General features: G+C 69.4%; 18 protein-coding genes and 1 tRNA gene. 12 read left to right on the top strand and 7 right to left on the bottom strand.

Annotation, left to right across the window (positions count from 1 at the left end; all coding sequences use genetic code 11):
* The first annotated feature begins 238 nt into the window (after nucleotides 1-238).
* The 11 genes from ACQFZP_RS12810 (at nucleotide 239) to ACQFZP_RS12760 (ending at nucleotide 9309) form a co-directional block, all read left to right on the top strand.
* The gene (locus ACQFZP_RS12810) at nucleotides 239-2899 is read left to right on the top strand and encodes an Rne/Rng family ribonuclease (RefSeq protein WP_249312486.1); all 2661 of its coding nucleotides are present in this window, start codon (nucleotides 239-241) and stop codon (nucleotides 2897-2899) included.
* Nucleotides 2900-3121: 222 nt separating this feature from the next.
* Nucleotides 3122-3430, top strand: a complete 309-nt coding sequence (gene rplU, locus ACQFZP_RS12805) for a 50S ribosomal protein L21 (protein WP_068481311.1) — start codon at nucleotides 3122-3124, stop codon at nucleotides 3428-3430.
* A gap of 18 nt (nucleotides 3431-3448) precedes the next feature.
* Nucleotides 3449-3703 carry a 50S ribosomal protein L27 gene (gene rpmA / locus ACQFZP_RS12800; RefSeq protein WP_068481308.1) on the top strand — a complete coding sequence of 85 codons (255 nt, stop codon included), beginning with the start codon at nucleotides 3449-3451 and terminating at the stop codon, nucleotides 3701-3703.
* Between the two features lie 106 nt (nucleotides 3704-3809).
* Nucleotides 3810-5318 (top strand): GTPase ObgE, encoded by a 1509-nt coding sequence (gene obgE / locus ACQFZP_RS12795; RefSeq protein ID WP_104253065.1) that lies wholly within the window; start codon nucleotides 3810-3812, stop codon nucleotides 5316-5318.
* Nucleotides 5319-5346: 28 nt separating this feature from the next.
* Complete coding sequence (locus tag ACQFZP_RS12790; protein ID WP_146080758.1) at nucleotides 5347-5601, top strand: hypothetical protein; 255 nt, start codon at nucleotides 5347-5349, stop codon at nucleotides 5599-5601.
* Nucleotides 5602-5623: 22 nt separating this feature from the next.
* Entirely contained in the window at nucleotides 5624-6253 is a 630-nt protein-coding gene (nadD, locus tag ACQFZP_RS12785) for a nicotinate-nucleotide adenylyltransferase (protein ID WP_104311471.1), read from the top strand.
* The gene (locus tag ACQFZP_RS12780; RefSeq protein ID WP_211891592.1) at nucleotides 6250-7026 is read left to right on the top strand and encodes a hypothetical protein; all 777 of its coding nucleotides are present in this window, start codon (nucleotides 6250-6252) and stop codon (nucleotides 7024-7026) included. Before nadD ends, ACQFZP_RS12780 begins: the two co-directional genes overlap by 4 nt.
* Nucleotides 7027-7096: 70 nt before the next feature.
* Complete coding sequence (gene rsfS / locus ACQFZP_RS12775; protein ID WP_211891591.1) at nucleotides 7097-7501, top strand: ribosome silencing factor; 405 nt, start codon at nucleotides 7097-7099, stop codon at nucleotides 7499-7501.
* 5 nt (nucleotides 7502-7506) lie between these two features.
* A complete protein-coding gene (locus tag ACQFZP_RS12770) occupies nucleotides 7507-8292 on the top strand; it encodes a sulfite exporter TauE/SafE family protein (RefSeq protein ID WP_258068066.1) in 786 nt (261 codons plus the stop codon).
* 76 nt (nucleotides 8293-8368) lie between these two features.
* Nucleotides 8369-8444: transfer RNA gene (locus ACQFZP_RS12765), tRNA-Ala, on the top strand.
* A gap of 106 nt (nucleotides 8445-8550) precedes the next feature.
* Nucleotides 8551-9309 (top strand): DUF1345 domain-containing protein, encoded by a 759-nt coding sequence (locus ACQFZP_RS12760; protein ID WP_211891590.1) that lies wholly within the window; start codon nucleotides 8551-8553, stop codon nucleotides 9307-9309.
* Here ACQFZP_RS12760 and ACQFZP_RS12755 read toward each other — a convergent pair.
* Nucleotides 9306-10259: an NAD(P)-dependent alcohol dehydrogenase gene (locus tag ACQFZP_RS12755; protein WP_211891589.1), complete on the bottom strand. Its 954-nt coding sequence runs from the start codon at nucleotides 10257-10259 to the stop codon at nucleotides 9306-9308. The two genes, ACQFZP_RS12760 and ACQFZP_RS12755, sit on opposite strands and share 4 nt — an antisense overlap.
* A 71-nt stretch (nucleotides 10260-10330) precedes the next feature.
* Here ACQFZP_RS12755 and ACQFZP_RS12750 point away from each other — a divergent pair, with 71 nt between their 5' ends.
* A complete protein-coding gene (locus ACQFZP_RS12750) occupies nucleotides 10331-10984 on the top strand; it encodes a TetR/AcrR family transcriptional regulator (RefSeq protein ID WP_211891588.1) in 654 nt (217 codons plus the stop codon).
* 6 nt (nucleotides 10985-10990) lie between these two features.
* On the opposite strand, the gene ACQFZP_RS12745 is transcribed toward ACQFZP_RS12750, so the two are convergent.
* From ACQFZP_RS12745 to ACQFZP_RS12720, 6 genes are all read right to left on the bottom strand, one after another.
* Nucleotides 10991-11260, bottom strand: a complete 270-nt coding sequence (locus ACQFZP_RS12745; protein ID WP_211891587.1) for an acylphosphatase — start codon at nucleotides 11258-11260, stop codon at nucleotides 10991-10993.
* 158 nt (nucleotides 11261-11418) lie between these two features.
* Nucleotides 11419-12222, bottom strand: coding sequence for a 4'-phosphopantetheinyl transferase family protein (locus tag ACQFZP_RS12740; protein ID WP_211891586.1), 804 nt, complete (start codon nucleotides 12220-12222; stop codon nucleotides 11419-11421).
* Nucleotides 12219-13019 carry an ABC transporter permease gene (locus ACQFZP_RS12735; RefSeq protein WP_211891585.1) on the bottom strand — a complete coding sequence of 267 codons (801 nt, stop codon included), beginning with the start codon at nucleotides 13017-13019 and terminating at the stop codon, nucleotides 12219-12221. The genes ACQFZP_RS12740 and ACQFZP_RS12735 overlap by 4 nt, the downstream gene beginning before the upstream one ends.
* The gene (locus tag ACQFZP_RS12730; RefSeq protein ID WP_104311478.1) at nucleotides 13016-13999 is read right to left on the bottom strand and encodes an ATP-binding cassette domain-containing protein; all 984 of its coding nucleotides are present in this window, start codon (nucleotides 13997-13999) and stop codon (nucleotides 13016-13018) included. The genes ACQFZP_RS12735 and ACQFZP_RS12730 overlap by 4 nt, the downstream gene beginning before the upstream one ends.
* A complete protein-coding gene (locus tag ACQFZP_RS12725; RefSeq protein WP_218855261.1) occupies nucleotides 13996-14205 on the bottom strand; it encodes an MbtH family protein in 210 nt (69 codons plus the stop codon). The genes ACQFZP_RS12730 and ACQFZP_RS12725 overlap by 4 nt, the downstream gene beginning before the upstream one ends.
* A gap of 80 nt (nucleotides 14206-14285) precedes the next feature.
* A complete protein-coding gene (locus tag ACQFZP_RS12720; RefSeq protein WP_307852836.1) occupies nucleotides 14286-17666 on the bottom strand; it encodes a non-ribosomal peptide synthetase in 3381 nt (1126 codons plus the stop codon).
* Nucleotides 17667-17702: the final 36 nt, after the last annotated feature.

The raw sequence follows: 17702 nt of genomic DNA, 5'->3' as shown, positions 1-17702 counted from the left end.
CTGGGATCGTCGACCGGGCAGAGTCCCACGGCACCCGAAGTTTTTCAGGCACGCGCCACGAGCAGAGCAACGCTCCGTCGCACGCGCCGGAGGCAGTATCGCCGCAACCGCGGCACAGCACGAACAACATTTCCGCCGAACGGGCGGAGACCATTTTCGGTGAGGATGCGTGGCATCCTCATCGCCCGGAGGGGTGGGCGCACGCTTTGCGCCACGCCGGAGTAGGAGCACACCAGAAATGGTGACCACAAACGAATCAGACCAGAACAGCAACACGGAGTCGGCGAGCGGCCAGGAGCAGCTCGACGCAGACCTCCGCCAGGAGTCCGCCCAGGCGGTGGAAGAGCAGACCGAGGAACAGGGGTCCGGGGAAGACACGACTTCGCCCATCCCCGCCGTCATCTCGTCGACGACGCTGTTCTTCCTGCAGCCCGACCTGCCACCGGTCCTGGAGCGCGCACCGCGCGAGGACCGCAGCCGGACGCGACGACAGGACGACGAGCCGTACGAGCGTCCGGAGCGCAGCGACCGCGCCGACCGCTACGACCGCCAGGAGTCGAGCGACCGCTCGGACCGGGGAGACCGTGGAGACCGCTCGGACCGGGGAGACCGCTCACGCGAGTCCTCACGTGACGACCGCCGGCAGGCATCCGCCGAGCGCTCGCAGTCGACTACCCGTCGCCGTCAGCCGCGCGAGGAGCAGCAGGCCGAAGAGCCGGTGCTCATCACGGAACCGCAGAAGATCAAGGGCTCGACGCGTCTCGAGGCAAAGCGCCAGCGGCGTCGCGAGGGCCGCGAGAGCGGTCGCCGTCGCCAAGTCGTCACCGAGTCCGAGTTCCTCGCCCGGCGCGAGTCCGTCGACCGCGTCATGCTCGTCCGTGCCAAGGACGACCGCGTGCAGATCGGCGTGCTCGAGGACAAGGTCCTCGTCGAGCACTACGTCGCCCGCTCGCAGGAGTCGTCCCTCATCGGGAACGTCTACCTCGGCCGCGTCCAGAACGTGCTGCCGAGCATGGAAGCCGCCTTCATCGACATCGGTCGCGGGCGCAACGCCGTCCTCTACTCCGGAGAGGTCGACTGGGCCGCCGCGGAGGTCGGCGGCAAGTCGCGTCGCATCGAGAACGCCCTCAAGCCAGGCGACCGCGTGCTCGTCCAGGTCACCAAGGACCCGATCGGCCACAAGGGCGCGCGCCTCACGAGCCAGGTCTCGCTTCCCGGCCGCTACCTCGTCTACGTCCCCGGCAACTCGATGAACGGCATCTCACGCAAGCTGCCGGACACGGAGCGCGCTCGCCTCAAGAAGATCCTGAAGGAGACCCTGCCGGCAGGCGTCGGCGTCATCGTGCGCACCGCCGCCGAGGGGGCGACTCAGGACCAGCTCGAGCGCGACGTCAACCGACTCACGGCACAGTGGGCCGACATCTCCTCCCGCATCGAGGCAGGCCCAGCTCCTGCGCTCCTGCACTCGGAGCCCGACCTGCTCATCAAGATCATCCGCGATGTCTTCAACGAGGACTTCCAGAAGATCGTGATCCAGGGCAGCGATGAGCTCGAGACCATCACGACCTACCTGCGCCAGGTTGCCCCTGACCTCGTCGATCGCGTCGAGGCATTCCAGGGCGGCGACGTCTTCGCCGAGTACCGCGCCACCGAGCACATCGAGAAGGCCCTGGACCGCAAGGTCTGGCTGCCCTCCGGTGGATCGCTGGTCATCGACCGCACCGAGGCCATGACGGTCGTCGACGTCAACACGGGGAAGTTCGTCGGGTCCGGCGGCAACCTCGAGGAGACGGTCACGAAGAACAACCTCGAGGCCGCCGAAGAGGTGGTGCGTCAGCTGCGTCTCCGTGACATCGGCGGCATCATCGTCGTCGACTTCATCGACATGGTGCTCGAATCGAACCGTGACCTCGTCATGCGTCGCCTCATCGAGTGCCTCAGCCGCGACCGCACGAAGCACCAGGTCGCCGAGGTCACGAGCCTCGGTCTGGTGCAGATGACTCGCAAGAAGCTGGGCCTCGGCCTGCTCGAGACGTTCAGCGAGCCGTGCGAGTCCTGCGCTGGTCGCGGTGTCATCGTGTTCCACGACCCAGTGCTCAAGCACCGCGGTGGAGCGCCCGACAGCGCCGCCAACAGCAAGAACGGCCGCAAGGGCCGCGGAGGCGGACAGCAGCGCGAGCAGCAGGGCGCTCGGGCGGTCGCAGCTCCGGCGGCGCCGTCGACGTCCACGCACGGCATCACGGACGAGCTCCGCGGGGCCCTCTCCAAGATCGCCGCATCCACCATCAACGGTCAGAAGCCGGGCGAGCAGGGCGAGGAGCAGGCCGCAGATGCGCAGTCGCAGCCAGGTGCCCAGGCGCCGGCCGCCGAGGTGCGGGGTGACGAGCAGGCCGCCCAGCCGAGTGAGTCTCGTCGCTCGCGTCGTGGGCGCAGGCGTGCCAAGACGGACGCCCAGGCACCCGCGTCGACGCAGGAGCAGTCGCCGGAAGCGGCGTCTGGCGACGCGGCGCCTGTCGACCGCAACGAGGCACAGCAGTCTGACACCGACGACCGCAAGGCTCGCGCCAGCGAGAACCTCTTCGACTTCGACTCGGCCAAGAGCGCCGAGCCGGCCCAGACCACGCGCGAGGCCGACCCGGCAGCGCTGCGCGAACTCGACTCGCTGCTGGATGCACTGGTCGCCCCCGAGGGTGAGCAGCAGCAGCCAGCAGCGAGCGAAACGACCGGGGCCCCAGCCGCGGTCGAGGTGACGACACCCGCCGCCCCTGAGGAGTCTCAGGACGCGTCGGTGACGTCGGCACCGGAGGCAGTCCAGCCGGTCACGGCTGAGCCGCCGAAGGGTGCTTCGGGGCGTCCGCGCCGCCGCCGCATCACGACGCCTCCGCTCTCCGCCGAATAGGCGGCCAGAGCAGGGCGGCCGGGCGCGAGAGCGCCCACCGGGTGGGTGCGCTTGCGCGTACCGACCCTGCCGGGTAAAGTGGTTCGCTGTTGCACGTTTGCATTCGTGCTGGCATTCCCTCGCCCGGTAGCAGGGCAGAGTCAGCTCGCCGCAGCGAGCAGGGCTTCCAGAGTTTGAACACACAGCGTCCGACCTTGTCGGGCTCGGAGAAAAGGTACTGAAGTGGTATTCGCAGTTGTGCGCGCCGGTGGACGGCAGGAGAAGGTAGAGGTGGGCACTGTGCTCACCACGAACCGTGTTGTTGCCGACAAGAAGGGCAACGTCACGCTTCCGGCTGTGCTGCTCGTCGACGGTGAGACCATCACGAGTGACGCAGAGAAGCTCGCTAAGGTCACGGTGACTGCCGAGGTCCTGAACGACCTCCGTGGCCCGAAGATCGTCATCCAGAAGTACAAGAACAAGACCGGTTACAAGAAGCGTCAGGGCCACCGTCAGGAGCTCACGCGCATCAAGATCACCGACATCAAGTAAGTCGAGGAGCAGACTTCAATGGCACACAAAAAGGGAGCGAGCTCGACTCGCAACGGCCGTGACTCGAACGCTCAGCGCCTCGGCGTGAAGCGCTTCGCGGGCCAGACCGTCAGCGCGGGCGAGATCCTCGTCCGTCAGCGCGGCACGCACTTCCACCCCGGCGCCCTCGTGGGCCGCGGTGGCGACGACACGCTGTTCGCCCTCTCGGCAGGCATCGTCGAGTTCGGTGCGAAGGGCCGCCGCAAGGTGGTCAACATCGTCGCTGGCGAATAGCAGCAAGCACAGTCCCTGAATATCAGGGCGGTGTCAGGATGAGGGGCGGGCCACGGTCCGCCCCTCATCCGTATTTTCAGGACCAATCGTTCTACAGGAGCTCTTCATGGCCACCTTCGTCGACCAGGTGACGCTGTATCTGCGCGCTGGAGAGGGTGGCAACGGCTGCGTCTCCGTCAAGCGCGAGAAGTTCAAGCCACTCGCCGGCCCCGATGGCGGTGACGGTGGCAACGGCGGCAGCATCACGTTCTTCGCCGACCCGCAGGAGACGACGCTGCTGTCGTACCACCACAAGCCCCACCGCTCGAGCGACAAGGGCGGCTTCGGCATGGGCGACTGGCGGAACGGCTACACGGGTCAGCCGCTCGACCTCCCCGTTCCCGTCGGCACGGTTGTCCGTGACGCGGACGGGGTCGAGCTCGCCGATCTCTCGGAGCCCGGCATGCGCTACGTCGCGGCCGAGGGCGGCCAGGGCGGCCTGGGGAATGCATCGCTCGCGAACACCAAGCGCAAGGCTCCCGGCTTCGCGTTGCTGGGCACGCCCGGCGAGGAGCTGCAGGTGCAGCTCGAGCTCAAGATCGTCGCTGATGTGGCCTTCGTCGGCTACCCGTCGGCCGGCAAGTCGAGCCTGATCGCGGCCATGTCGGCCGCCAAGCCGAAGATCGCCGACTACCCCTTCACGACCCTCCACCCCAACCTCGGCGTCGTGCAGGCGGCCCAGTACCGCTACACGGTCGCCGACGTCCCCGGGCTCATCGAGGGCGCGAGCGAGGGCAAGGGCCTTGGCCTCGACTTCCTGAGGCACGTCGAGCGGTGCTCTGCGCTCTTGCACGTGCTCGACTGCGGAACGCTCGATCCGGGTCGCGACCCGATCAGCGACCTCGATGTCATCCTCGAGGAGCTGCGCAGCTACCCGGTGCCCGAGGGGCAGACGCCCCTGCTCGAGCGCCCCCAGCTCATCGCGCTGAACAAGATCGACCTGCCGGACGGCCGCGAACTCGCGGACTTCGTCCGTCCCGAGCTCGAGGAGCGCGGCTACCGTGTCTTCGAGATCTCCACGGTCAGCCACGAAGGGCTGAAGGAGCTCTCCTTCGCGCTCGGTGAGCTCATCGAACGCGACCGCGAGGCGAAGCTGGCCGAGCTGGCCATCAAGCCGCGCATCGTGCTCCGCCCGCGCCCCGTCGACGAGAAGGACTTCGAGATCCGCGTCGAGGGTGGAACGCACGGCAACACCTACCGCATCCTGGGCGAGAAGCCGCAGCGCTGGGTCGCGCAGACCGACTTCGCCAACGATGAGGCGATCGGCTACCTCGCCGACCGTCTCAACAAGATCGGCGTCGAGGATGCCCTCTTCAAGGCGGGGGCCGTCGCCGGGTCCGCGGTGATCATCGGACCTGGCTCGCAGGGCATCGTCTTCGACTGGGAGCCCACGCTCACGAGCGCGGCCGAGCTGACCGTCTCGCCCCGTGGCACGGACAGTCGCCTCGAGGAGAACGCTCGCACGACGACACGCGAGCGTCGCGAGGGCTACTACGAGCGGATGGACGGCAAGGCTGCGGCCCGCGCCGAGCTCGAGCGTGAGCGTGAGGGCGGCGTATGGAAGGTCGACGAGTGACCCTTCGAACATGGGTAGGATGGACGGCATGATCGAGCTGATTCCTGCCGTGCTTGCCAACGCTGTGCTAGCTGAAGAGGGGCACCACGTCGTCAACGAGCTGGCGATGCCCCCGATCATGTTCGGCGTCGTCACGCTCGTCACCTTCGTGGTCCTCATCGCCGTGACGTACGCGTTCCGGAACACGTGGCACAGCCACCCGGTCGACTCGAAGGTCGTGCCGTACGAGCCGTTCAACCACGCTGGTGTCATCGAAGCCGGTTCGGTCCACTCGAAGCACTAGCGCGAAGAGCCGCGCCGCCCCCATGCCTCATACCGTCGAGACCTCCCCTGCAGCCGCGCGCCGTCGTGTCGGCATCATGGGTGGCACCTTCGACCCCATCCACCACGGGCACCTCGTGGCGGCGAGCGAGGCGGCGGCGCACTTCGAGCTGGATGAGGTGCTCTTCGTGCCGACGGGAAAGCCCTCGCACAAGTCGCACGTGACGCCCGTCGAGCACCGCTACCTCATGACGGTCATCGCGACGGCCTCGAACCCGCGCTTCAAGGTCAGTCGAGTGGACGTCGACCGCGACGGTCCCACGTACACGATCGACACGCTCCGCGACGTGCAGCGCCTCCGTCCTGATGCGGACCTCTACTTCATCACGGGAGCCGATGCCATCACGCAGATCCTCGGCTGGAAGAACTCGCTCGAGCTCTTCGAGCTCGCGCAGTTCGTCGCCGTCTCTCGACCCGGTCACGAGCTGCGAACCGACGGGATCCCGGCAGACAAGGTCGCCGTACTCCAGATTCCCGCGCTGGCGATCTCCTCGACCGATATCAGGGAGCGCGCCTACGAGGAGAAACCGGTCTGGTACCTGGTCCCGGACGGTGTCGTGCAGTACATGGCGAAGCACCGGCTGTACACGGCTGAAGAGATTGATGCGATATGAGTGACGCCCCACTGACCCGCCGCGAGCTGCGAGAGCTCGAACGGCGCCGCGAGAAGGGCGAGGAGACGCCGCTGCCGAACCGCACGCCGACCGTCTCGGTCGACGCGGGAGTTCCGAGCGCTGACGTGTCGAGCGCTGATGCCACGAGCGCTGACGCTCCAGGGCAGCCCTCAGCGCCCCCTCCCGCATCCGGTGTCGCCCTCGAGGCTCCTCTGCAGATCGACGGGCTCTCGCCTGAGCGGCCCCCCGAGACCGCTGATACGGCGGAGCCCGCGGAGCTGCCCGGCGACTCGTTCAACCGCAGCCCGGCAGCCGTCGAGCAGGAAGCCCAGGAAGACGGCACGAGCGGCGACTACTTCCGTCGCCTCGTGATGGCGAGCCACTCCACGGACGAGACTCCGACAGGCATGATCGTCATGCCTGAGATGAGCTCGCCAGACATCACGGGTGCCCTCAGCGGCGCCGGTGACCTCATGGTGACGGGCAAGATGCAGGTCTCCCGCGAGCTCTCCAACTTCGGCACGCTCACCAGCGGCCTCGACTCGCCCGAGATCGACCGGGACGACGACGGCGACGAGCCGCAGCAGACCAGAGTCGTCGAAGAGCACACGCCGGTCGCTGCCAGTCGCGCGGTCCGCGAGCCGGGAATGCCGCTCGCGCCTCGTCGCGGACACGGCATCCGCCTCTCGATCTGGGCCGTCGTCAGCGGGATCGCCGTCGCTGTGGCTGGCGTTGTCGCCGTGATCCTGGGTATCGTTCAGGGTTGGTTCTGATCAGCTGGCGAGCGCATCGCCTCTCGGACACCACGATGAGCTCTCAAGGGCTCTCTATGAAAGGGACCGAATGACCGCGAGTACGCGAGCAATCGAACTGGCACACGTCGCAGCGAAGGCTGCCGACAAGAGACTCGGCTTCGACATCGTCGCCCTGGACGTCTCGAACAACATGCCGCTCACGGATATCTTCCTGCTCGTCTCCGGCCGAAACGAGCGCATGGTGCTGTCCATCGCCGACGAGATCGAAGACGCGATGCGCGACATCGGGCAGCGCACGCTGCGCCGTGAGGGTCGCCGCGAGGGCCGTTGGGTGCTCCTCGACTTCAACGACATCGTCGTGCACGTCTTCCACGAGGAGGAGCGCATGTTCTACGGGCTCGAGCGCCTGTGGAACGACGCCCCCGTCGTGAAGCTCGACATCGGCGCCGACGACGCGGAATCCGCGGACTCGGCTCCGGAAGCACAGAGCTGACCGGCGTGACCACCCGCAGGTCCCCGGGGGGATGGGCGTGGCTCGTCGTCACCGGCTTGCTGGCGGGCTTCCTCTCCGGTCTCTTCGGCGTCGGTGGGGGCATCCTCATCGTGCCGGCCCTCATCTACCTGGTGCGACTCGACCCACGCCTGGCAGCGGGCACCTCGCTTCTCGCGATCCTGCCGTCGGCGATCGTCGGTGTCGTGACGTACGCGATCGGCGGCCACGTCGATCTGCTCCTCGCCCTGCTGCTGGCGGCGGGTGCGATCGTCGGGGCGCCGATCGGGTCCTGGCTCCTGCAGAAGGTCTCGAAGCGCACCCTGCAGTGGTCGTTCATCGCCTTCATCGTCGTCGTCATCATCTCCCTCTTCCTGGTCGTGCCCTCGAGGGACGCCGCCGTTCATATCGACGTCCTCGGGGGAGTGCTGCTCGTCGTCCTCGGTCTCTGCACGGGTGTGCTCTCCGGGTTGCTCGGCATCGGCGGCGGCGTTGTCGTCGTCCCGATGCTGGTCGTGCTGTTCGGGTCCAGTGACCTGCTGGCGAAGGGCAGCTCGCTGCTCATGATGATTCCGACGGCGATCTCCGGCACGATCAGCAACCTCCGCCGCAAGAACGTCGACGTGGGTGCTGGCCTCGCCGTCGGTGGGTCGGCCTGCCTGACCACGACCCTCGGAGGGTTGAGCGCTGCGGCCATCTCGCCATCGCTCGCGAACATCCTCTTCGCCGTGTTCCTCGCGGCGACCGCCATTCGCATGGGGATCGACGCGTGGCCACGCCGTCGCGCGCAGTAGCGACACGCGCCGGCCGCCTCGATTTGGTACGCCTCAGGTTCTGAGCTATTATTTTCGAGTTCCCGGAAACGGGTGCGGGTCTGTGGCGCAGCTGGTAGCGCACCTGCATGGCATGCAGGGGGTCAGGGGTTCGAATCCCCTCAGATCCACCAAGAAGCCCCGGTCAGCACGCGCTGACCGGGGCTTTCTCGATCGTGCCGCGGGCGTGTGCGGTCCGCACCCCGAACGTGCGACGTCGGCATGGGGCAGGATGTCCGCATGGCGAGACGCATAACGAGCGACAACGCGCGCGCGAACTGGAGCGCGCTGATCGCGACTCCCTTCGCGGCGGCCTTCTACATCTTCGTGGCGAGCAGGCTCGGGGTCGAGATCGGTGACTCCGTGCGCTACCTGGTGAGCATCTTCATCGTCTTCTGGCCCCTGTTCGGTGCGGTCTACCTCGTCTGGACGCACCTGGCGTACCGCAACGCGGATACCGTGCAGCTGCGCGTGGCGTCCCGGCAGGAGCGCATCACCAAGCGTCGATGGTGGCATCGGCTTGTCGGCTACGGGGGAGCGACTGACTGGACGACCGCCGGCGCCATGGTCGCCGTCGCTCTGACGATCGCGATCGCGCAGGAACCCGCCTTCCGGGACCAGACGATCTTCGTGGTGCTCGGGCTCGCGACGGTGGCCGCGTCGTGGGCGCTCATGGTCTACGCCTTCGCGCTCGAGTACCTGCGCCTGGACGCGACAGCAGCGACGGCGCCGGCGGTCGGGCTCGAGGGCGCATCCGCCACCGAGCAGGAGCGGGCGCGTCGCCCGGAGATCGTGTTCCCGTTCGAGGAGGAGCCGCGGTTCGGCGACTATCTGACGCTCGCCGTGCTGATGTCGACGATGGCCGCGACCGCCTCGGCAGAGATCACGTCCCGCCGAGGCTGGCGGATCGCGCGCACGAACGTCGTGCTGGCGTTCTCGTTCAACTCGGTCATCGTCGCGATGATGGTGTCGGTGCTCTTCGGCGGCCTCACGAGCTAGCTGCTCGGCAGGATGACGAGGTTGCCGACCTTGCGACCGGAGTCGACGACGGCGTAGGCGTCCTGGATGCTCTCGAGGCCGCCTGCGACGCTCGTCACGGGGTCGAGGGCCCCGGTTGCGGCGAGCGTCAGCAGCTCCGTGATGTCGGCCGTGCGCTCGGGAATGGGCCCGGCGATGACGTTGCCGCGTGCGGTGACCGTGTCTGCGAAGCCCGCGACGGCGAGGATGAGTCGTCCCGTGGGGGAGAGCAGCTGCCGGCCCGACCGCCTGCTGAGGTTCCCGACGGCGTCGAGGACGACGTCGTACCGCGCATCGAGGTCTTCGACGGGCGTGACGGCGTAGTCCACGTGCTCGTCGGCGCCGAGACGCAGCGCGAAGCTCCGGTTCCGCGCGCTCGAGACGGCAGTTATGTGCGCGCCGAGGGCCTTCGCGAGCTGCACGGCGCTCGAGCCGACTGCGCCAGAGGCTCCGTTGATGAGGACGCGTTCGCCGGGTTGGAGGTGGGCGCGCTCGCGCAGGAACTGGAGGGCGGTGCCGCCCCCGAACAGCAGGCCGGCCGCATCCTCGAACGACACCTGCTCGGGGAGGCGGGCGAGGCGCGCGATGGGAACCCGGGCCAGCTCTGCGTGCCCGCCCAGTCCGCCGCCGATCATGGCGGCGACCCTCGTGCCCGGTGGGAAGCCGCTGCCCGTCGCGCCCGTCGATTCGACGGTGCCCGCCACGGCGATCCCGAGCACCTTCTTGCGCGGCCCGCTGACCCCGATCCCAAGGCGCGCCAGCATCCCGAAGCCGGCGGGAAAACGCCCGGCGCGCATTCGCGCATCTCCGGAGGTCACGGCAGCGGCTTCCACTCGGACGACGACCTCGCCCGTGCGGGGTGTCGGGTTCGGAACCTCGGTGATGACGACGGCCTCTGGTGGTCCGTACCTGGTGACGACTGCAGCTCTCATGAGATCCCTTACGCCTGTAAGTCTGATGATCTCAGAGTAGCCTTACGGATGTAACCCTGCAAGGAGGAGAAATGGCAGACCGTCAACCGCTGAGCAGGACGCGCATCCTCGACGCCGCGGTGCGCGTCGCTGATGGAGGCGGGCTCGCCGCCGTCAGCATGCGCAGTGTGGCGCGTGAGGCTGGAGTCGAGGCCATGTCGCTCTACCACCACGTGGCGAACAAGCAGGCTGTCCTCGACGCGCTGGCAGGGTGGGCATTCGAGCAGATTCCCCTGCCACCTGGCGGCGGGGACTGGCGAGCCGAGATGGGTGCAAGGGCGCGCGCAGCTCGCGAGGTGCTCCGCGCACATCCCTGGGCGCTCGGCCTCCTCGAGTCCCGTTCGAACCCGGCGGTGGCGGTGCTCGCCCACCACGACGCGACGCTCGGCTCGCTGCGCGCCGGCGGGTTCTCGGTGCTGCTGGCCTCACATGCCTACTCACTGCTCGACGCGTACGTCTTCGGGTTCGTGCTCACCGAGCAGAACCTGCCGTTCGAGCAGGGCCAGAACGCGGAGGAGTTCGTCGCAGCGATGGAGCTCCCCGCCGACGAGTTCCCACACCTCGCGGAGCTCGTCGGCGAACGCATCATCGGTGGTGCGTACGACTTCGCTGACGAGTTCGACGTCGGCCTCGAGATGATCCTCGACCAGCTCGGGACGAGGCTGGCCCTCGAGCGGGGCGCGTGAACGGCGTCAGCGGACGACGCGAAAGCCCTCGATGCCCTTCGGGGTGCGCTCGGAGACACGCGAGGAGGTGACCTCTGCAAATTGCGGCCCCTCCGCCATCCACGCGAGCAGCGCGTCGACCTGGCTCTCCTCACCCTCGAGCTCGGCTTCGACCCGGCCGTCGTGCAGGTTGCGCACCCAGCCGCTCACACCGAGGCGCTCAGCCTCCTGCGCGGCGCTGAAGCGGTAGCCGACGCCCTGCACGTTCCCGGACACGATCATGTTGACTCTCCGCATGGGCACATTCTGCTCCGGCGACGGCGGGTACGGGAAGAAGCCTGCCCGGGCTCGCACCGAGACACAGGTTTCTCTCACCTGGGGAACCTCCGGCTGCCGCGGGCAGTGGGGACGAGGCCTTCCGGAGGCGGAGCGTCTGCGGAGGCAGGCGCAGCGTCTCACGTGAGGTGGGAGAGCTCGCCCTCGTCGTAGCCGGTGTCGGGCAAGCAGCCGAGTTCCGTCAGCAGCTCCGGCATCGTCCAGAGGCGCACCTCCTGCGGGCGGTTCGTCGCGACCGCGGCTCTTGCGCTGCCTCGTACCGCGAGCATCCGCACGCTGACGGGCGATGGGGTCGGTGCGGCAGGATCACCGGGGCCACGAGAACCGGCGGAGCTGGGGGAGGGGGCGCCGTGCACGCGGTGCCAGCCGGCGTGCTCCGGGTCCGGATGCGCGTCGACGCGCAGCGAGGCGGGCTCGGTCCGCAGGCCGGTGCCGGAGACCTTCAGCGCCGCCTCCTTGGCGGTCCAGGTGCCGATGCGGGCGGCGACACCCGACGGCTGGCCGGCATCGCTGACGACCCGCGCGCGTTCGTCAGGGTGCAGCGCATACGCATCGAACCCGGCCCACAGCTGCCGCGGAACGGTCTCGATGTCGACGCCGATCGCATCCGCTGGGTCCGCGATCGCGACGAGCACCCGTCCAGCGCTCGTCGAGGAGCTCAGGGCCAGGTCGGCGCTGCGCGGCTGCCCGTGCGCTCGACCGCAGTCGGGGCAGAGGCGCAGGATCTCGAGCTCGCTCGCCTGCTCGAGCGGCAGGCCACGCCCCCAGGCCGCGAGCAGCCGGAGCGCGGCGCGTCCCGCGAGCGTTCGCCGGCGCAGCTCCTCGCTGCGCCTGGCGCTCGCCGTGACGCGGTCGTCCTCGCTCGCGCACTGCGACGCGGCGTCGAGCACCTCGTCGATGCCAGCGGCGAGCACGGCGATCATCGGCGGCTGATGCGGCGGTACTGCCACACGGCGATCGGCGCGAAGATCGCGATGATGGCGACGCTGCAGAGGAACGCATACAGCACGGCGTTCTCGGCCGGCCATCCGCCGGCGGCCGTGAAGCCGCTCGGAGCCGCGTTCCCGAAGAGCTCTCGAACGGCGCTTGCCACCGCGGTCACCGGGTTCCACTCGGCGAAGGCGCGAAGAGGACCGGGAAGCATGTCGGCCGAGACGAAGGCTCCCGAGATGAAGCAGACGGGGAAGAGCCAGAGGAGGCCGAGGCTCTGCGCGACCTCGACGCTCTTGGCGGTCAGTGCGATCGTCGCGCCGATCCAGGAGGTCGCGAAGGCGAACAGCAGGAGCATGCCGAACGCGAGGAGCACCTCGAGTGGGCCGGATTCGACGCGCCAGCCGATCGCGAGTCCGCAGGTCAGGATCACGGCGATCGAGATGATGCTCGTGACGAGGTCGGAGCTCGTCCGGCCCAGGATGACGCCAACGCGTGACATGGGCAGCGTGCGGAGCCGGTCGATGAGGCCCGACTGGAGGTCCTTCGCGAGGTAGACGGCCGTGAACGAGGAGTTGAAGGTGAGCGTCTGCGCGAGGATGCCGCCGATGAGGAACTGCCGATAGTCGGCTCCGCCGAGCGCCCCGCCGAAGACGAACGCGAGGATGAGCACGAAGATGATGGGCTGCGCGATGCCGGTGACCAGCGCCCCCGGCGTGCGCTGGACGTTGAGGACGTTCCGGCGGGCGACGATGCCGCCGTCGCGGAATGCTGCGGTGATGGCGCTCATGCGGTGACCGCCTCTCGCTCGTCGTGCGCGGTCGCATCCTCGGCCGGTTCATCCGGCCGCTGGCCCGTGATCTGGAGGAACACCTCATCCAGCGTGGGCTGCCGGAGAGCGGCCTCGCTCGTGGCGATGTCGGCGTCCTCGAGCGCACGCAGGACCGTGGACAGGTCGTGGCTGCCACGCGGTGCCTTGGCGGTGATGCGCACGCCACGGTCGTCGATGGACGCTCCGCCGCTGATCGTCGTGACGAGGTCGAGCGCGCGGTGTCCATCCTCGGACGATTCGAGGACGAGGTCGATCGACGCCCCGCCGGCTCGGGCCTTGAGCTGGGCGGCCGTGCCCTCCGCGACGATGCTGCCTGCGTCGATGACGGAGATGGAGTCGGCGAGCTGGTCGGCCTCTTCCAGGTACTGCGTGGTGAGGAGCACGGTCGTCCCCGCCGTGGCGAGGGTCTGGATGGCGTCCCAGGTGTCGCGGCGCCCGCGGGGGTCGAGGCCGGTGGTCGGCTCGTCGAGGATCACGACGGGCGGTCGGGCGACGATCGCACCCGCCAGGTCGAGGCGTCGGCGCATGCCGCCGGAGTACTCGCCGGCTCGCTTCTTCGCCGGCAGGTCGTCGAGCCGGAAGTCGCGGAGCAGCTCGTGGGCCCTGGCGCGGGCGTCTCGCCTGCGCATGCCGTAGAGCTGGCCGACCATCGTCAGGTTCTCGACTCCGGTGAGCTTCTCGTCGACGGCCGCGTACTGCCCGGAGACCCCGATGCTGCGGCGGACGTCCTGGGCCTCATGCCGCACCGAGTGGCCGGCCACCTCGACGTCGCCCTCATCGGGGTCGAGCAGCGTCGTGACGACGCGCACGGTGGTGGTCTTGCCGGCGCCGTTCGGTCCGAGGAGCGCGTGGACGGAGCCGGCGGGGATCTCGAGGTCGACGCCGTCGAGCGCGGTGAAGTCGCCGAAGCGCTTGCGCAGGCCGCGAATCGAGATCACGAGACCGCCAGGTCGCGCTCGCGGACCGGCGTGATGTCTCGCCAGTTCTCGGTCACGTAGTCGAGGCAGGCCTGCTTCGGGGCCGGTCCGTAGACCACGACCCACCCTGCTGGGACGTCGGCGAAGTCTGGCCACAGGGAGTGCTGCTGCAGATCGTTGACAAGAACTCGGAACTCTGCGGATGTGTCATCGAACGGATTGGTCAAGATGTTCCCTTCTCTCGTCACGCGGGGGTTCCTGATGGAGGTGGCGCGAATGGTTCTCCAAGTGCTTCGGAGCCCGTTCGCTATCGGTTGGGGAATCGCGCGTGTGAATCCGACATGAGGCGGTCGAGCTCCGGAGCGACCTCGCCGAGCGCTGATTCGTCGAGGAGCGCGGAATGGCGCGCGTGGACTGGGCTCGAGGTCACCGTGCCAGTCGTGTGCGGTGCCCAGGCGTCGGGTCCTGGGCGGTCGGCCGGGACATCGACGCTCGCCTCGAACACGTGCAGGTCGCCGTCGAAAGTCGGCACGGGCGTCGTGTCGAGGAGGGCGCCCACGCGCAGGAAGCCGCGCACCATCCGCTCGATACTTGCCGAAGGGATGTCCGCGAGCGGGTTGCCCGCTCCTGCGAGCAGGGCGCGGACCGCATCCGCATCCAGCTCGTCGGCTGGCGCCTCCACCTCGTTCGCATCGAGGAAGGCACGCCACATGCGGTCGCCACCGTCGACGCCCGCGACCGAGGAGTGCTCGGTCGGGTAGGCGTCGAGGATCGCGAGGAGCGCGACCTCGTCGCCGCCGCGCTGCAGGTGGGCGGCGAGGTGCTGAGCGAGGCGGCCGCCGAACGACCAGCCGACGATCCGGTACGGTCCTGCCGGCTGCACGGTCTTCATCGCGTCCACGTACTCGTCGAGCAGCTCGGCGAGCGTGTCGTGGTTGGTCTGCTCCCCGTCGTCCGGGGCGATGCCGGGCAGCTGGAGGCCGTAGAGCGGGCGGTCGCCCTCGAGGTGTGCGAGCAGCCCGGCGAACTTCCAGGAGATGCCGCTGGCAGGGTGCACGGCGAAGAGCGGTTCCTGGGCGGCAGGGGAGCCGTCGTCGCGGGCGGGCCGCAGCGGCAGGATCGTCCGGAGGCTCTCCGCGATGTCGCCGCCTCCGGTGCTGGCGAGGGCAGCGAGCCCCTCGACGGTGGGCGCCTGGAACATGGCCTGCACGGGCAACTCGACGCCGAGGGCCTCGTTGATGGCGCGGATGGTCGGCTGCGCCACGAACGAGTGGCCGCCAAGCGCGAAGAACGAGTCGTCCGCCCGCACGTCCTCGACGCCAAGCACCTCGGCGAAGGCCGCCGCGACCGCCAGCTCGGCCCGCGTGCTCGGCTCGCGACCGGCCCCGCCCGTCGTCTGGAACTCGGGGAGCGCATCCCGGTCGAGCTTTCCGTTCGGGGTGAGGGGGATGCGCGGGATGATCTCGAGGCCCACGGGATGCATGTAGTCGGGCACCGTGCCGCGCACGGCATCGAGCACTCGGCTCGCGAGCTGTGCTCGGGCCTCGCCGTCTGCGTCCGGGTCGCCGCCAGCGATGCCGGGGTCGCTCGGCACGATCCAGGCGCCGAGCGCGAGTTGCCCGGCCGAGTCGACGGGCAGGACCACGGCGTTGGCGACGCCCGGCTGGGCGCCGATCACGCGAGCGAGCTCCTCCGGCTCCACGCGGTGGCCGCGGATCTTGAGCTGGGCGTCGGTGCGGCCGAGCGACACGACTCGGCGCGGTTCGCCGTCGAGCGCATCCCGCACGACGACGAGGTCGCCCGTGCGGTACATGCGGCTGCCGTCGCGGGCGAACGGGTCGGCGACGAACCTGTCGGCGGTGGCCTCAGAACGGCCCGTGTAGCCGTGGGCGAGCTGCGTGCCGGCGAGCCAGAGCTCGCCGACGCTGCCGACGGGGCTGGGACGCAGCTGGCTGTCGAGCACGTAGCCCACGACGTCACCCGTCGTCGCCCCGAGCGAGGGGGCCGCCGTCTCACCGATATCGGCGAGCATCGAGTCGACGCCGACCTCCGTCGGGCCGTAGAGGTTCCACGCGCGAACCGTCGCTCGTCCACGCAGCCAGCTCCACAGCTCAGCGGTGATCGCCTCGCCGCCGAGCAGCATCGTGAATCCGTCGCCGTCGGGGAGGGAGTCGAGCCAGCTCTCGAGTCGGGTCTGCTTCATGAGCGCCTCGACGTAGCTCGGGGTGGTCTCCCACGCGCCGATCCGCCGGTCCGCGAACAGCTGCACAAGCGCCTCGGGGTCACGGCGCACGTCGTCGGCGACGATGTGCAGCTCGTGTCCGCTCGCGAGCCACAGGATCGGGTCCATGGCGGCGTCGAAGCCGACGCCCGTGGTGTGCGCCACGCGGATGCGACGCTTCGCCGCATCCGGCAGGAGGGTCGATCGGTGGCTGCGGAGCAGGCTCGCGAGGGCGCGGTGGGGCACCTGGACGCCCTTCGGCACACCCGTCGTTCCCGAGGTGAAGATCAGGTAGGCGGGGTCGTCGAGCGACACCTCGGGGAGACCGGCGGCCTCGTGCTCCGTGGAGCTGTCGGCGAGGAGCTCCTCGAGTCCGCCGTTGAGGATGACGGCTGGCTCTGCGGCCTCGATCATCGCGTCGACGCGCTCGCTCGGGTACTCGGGGTCGATCGGCATGGCGACTGCGCCGGCCCGCCATACGGCGAGAAGGGCGGCGGCCGTGTCGACCGAGCGCGGCAGGCGGTAGGCGACGACGTCGCCACGGCCAACGCCGTGTCGGCGGAGCGCGCCGGCGAGCCGGTCGATGCGAGCCGTGAGGGCGCCGAAGTCGAGCGCTCCGTCTGGGGCCACGACCGCTAGTTCCGTGGGCGTATGCGCGGCAGAGGCGGTGAAGGCGGCGAGCACCGCGCTCGGCTCGGACGTCGTGCTGGCGTCGCTCGCCTCCTGGAAGGGCCAGGCACGCAGGCGCCCTGGCGTGCCTGGCACCGGGATCGCCTCGAGGGGCGCATCCGGCGTCTCGGTGGCCGCCGCGAGGTAGGCGAGGAGCCGCTCGACGAGGCCGCCGGCCGCGGCTGCGCTGAAGAGCGCCGAGTTGTACTCGAGCACGCCTGGCACGTCGGCGCCGGCCTCTGCGGTGCGCAGCGTGAAGGACAGGTCGAACTTCGCGCCGCCCGTGCTCTCCGGAGCGACCGGGGTGACGGCGACGCCTGGCAGGGCGAGGGGGAGCTCGCTGCGCTCCTCGACCGCGAGCATCGTCTGGAAGAGGGGGTGGCGTCCGAGGACACGCTCCGGGGCCATCGCCTCGACGATGCGCTCGAACGGCACCTGCTCGTGGTCGATGCCGAAGAGCGCGGCCGTGCGGGCCGCCTCGACGGCGTCGGCCAGCGTCGCCTCGTCGCCGAGCTGCACTCGGAGCGGCAGCGTGTTGACGAAGAATCCGACGAGGTCGCTGAGATCGGCGTCCTGGCGGCCGGCCGAGGGGGCCCCGATGACGAGGTCCGTGCCGGCACCGGTCCGCGCGAGGAAGCCGGCGATCGCGCCGAGCCAGCCGTGGAAGGCGCTCGCCGACCTGCCGGCCGCGACGGAGCCGAGCGCGCCCGCGACCTTCGCGGGGATGCTGAAGTCGAGCTGGCCGGCAGGCTGCGCGCTCTGGGCGGCCCGCGCGCCGTCGGCGGGGAGCTGCAGCACCGACGGAGCACCTTCGAGGTGGGCGGTCCACGCCCC

It is taken from the genome of Pseudoclavibacter sp. Marseille-Q434 (assembly GCF_050315415.1).
In the GTDB taxonomy this organism is placed as follows: Bacteria; Actinomycetota; Actinomycetes; order Actinomycetales; family Microbacteriaceae; genus Pseudoclavibacter.
The sequence above is the reverse complement of the archived record's forward strand: the minus strand, read 5'-3'. Positions and strand labels throughout refer to the sequence as shown.

Excerpts from the sequence above, each read along its gene's own strand:
- ACQFZP_RS12810 (WP_249312486.1), top strand. The coding sequence starts at position 239 with ATGGTGACCACAAACGAATCAGACCAGAACAGCAACACGGAGTCGGCG.
- rpmA (WP_068481308.1), top strand. The coding sequence starts at position 3,449 with ATGGCACACAAAAAGGGAGCGAGCTCGACTCGCAACGGCCGTGACTCG.
- obgE (WP_104253065.1), top strand. The coding sequence starts at position 3,810 with ATGGCCACCTTCGTCGACCAGGTGACGCTGTATCTGCGCGCTGGAGAG.
- ACQFZP_RS12790 (WP_146080758.1), top strand. The coding sequence starts at position 5,347 with ATGATCGAGCTGATTCCTGCCGTGCTTGCCAACGCTGTGCTAGCTGAA.
- nadD (WP_104311471.1), top strand. The coding sequence starts at position 5,624 with ATGCCTCATACCGTCGAGACCTCCCCTGCAGCCGCGCGCCGTCGTGTC.
- ACQFZP_RS12780 (WP_211891592.1), top strand. The coding sequence starts at position 6,250 with ATGAGTGACGCCCCACTGACCCGCCGCGAGCTGCGAGAGCTCGAACGG.
- rsfS (WP_211891591.1), top strand. The coding sequence starts at position 7,097 with ATGACCGCGAGTACGCGAGCAATCGAACTGGCACACGTCGCAGCGAAG.
- ACQFZP_RS12760 (WP_211891590.1), top strand. The coding sequence starts at position 8,551 with ATGGCGAGACGCATAACGAGCGACAACGCGCGCGCGAACTGGAGCGCG.
- ACQFZP_RS12755 (WP_211891589.1), bottom strand. The coding sequence starts at position 10,259 with ATGAGAGCTGCAGTCGTCACCAGGTACGGACCACCAGAGGCCGTCGTC.
- ACQFZP_RS12750 (WP_211891588.1), top strand. The coding sequence starts at position 10,331 with ATGGCAGACCGTCAACCGCTGAGCAGGACGCGCATCCTCGACGCCGCG.
- ACQFZP_RS12745 (WP_211891587.1), bottom strand. The coding sequence starts at position 11,260 with ATGCGGAGAGTCAACATGATCGTGTCCGGGAACGTGCAGGGCGTCGGC.
- ACQFZP_RS12740 (WP_211891586.1), bottom strand. The coding sequence starts at position 12,222 with ATGATCGCCGTGCTCGCCGCTGGCATCGACGAGGTGCTCGACGCCGCG.
- ACQFZP_RS12735 (WP_211891585.1), bottom strand. The coding sequence starts at position 13,019 with ATGAGCGCCATCACCGCAGCATTCCGCGACGGCGGCATCGTCGCCCGC.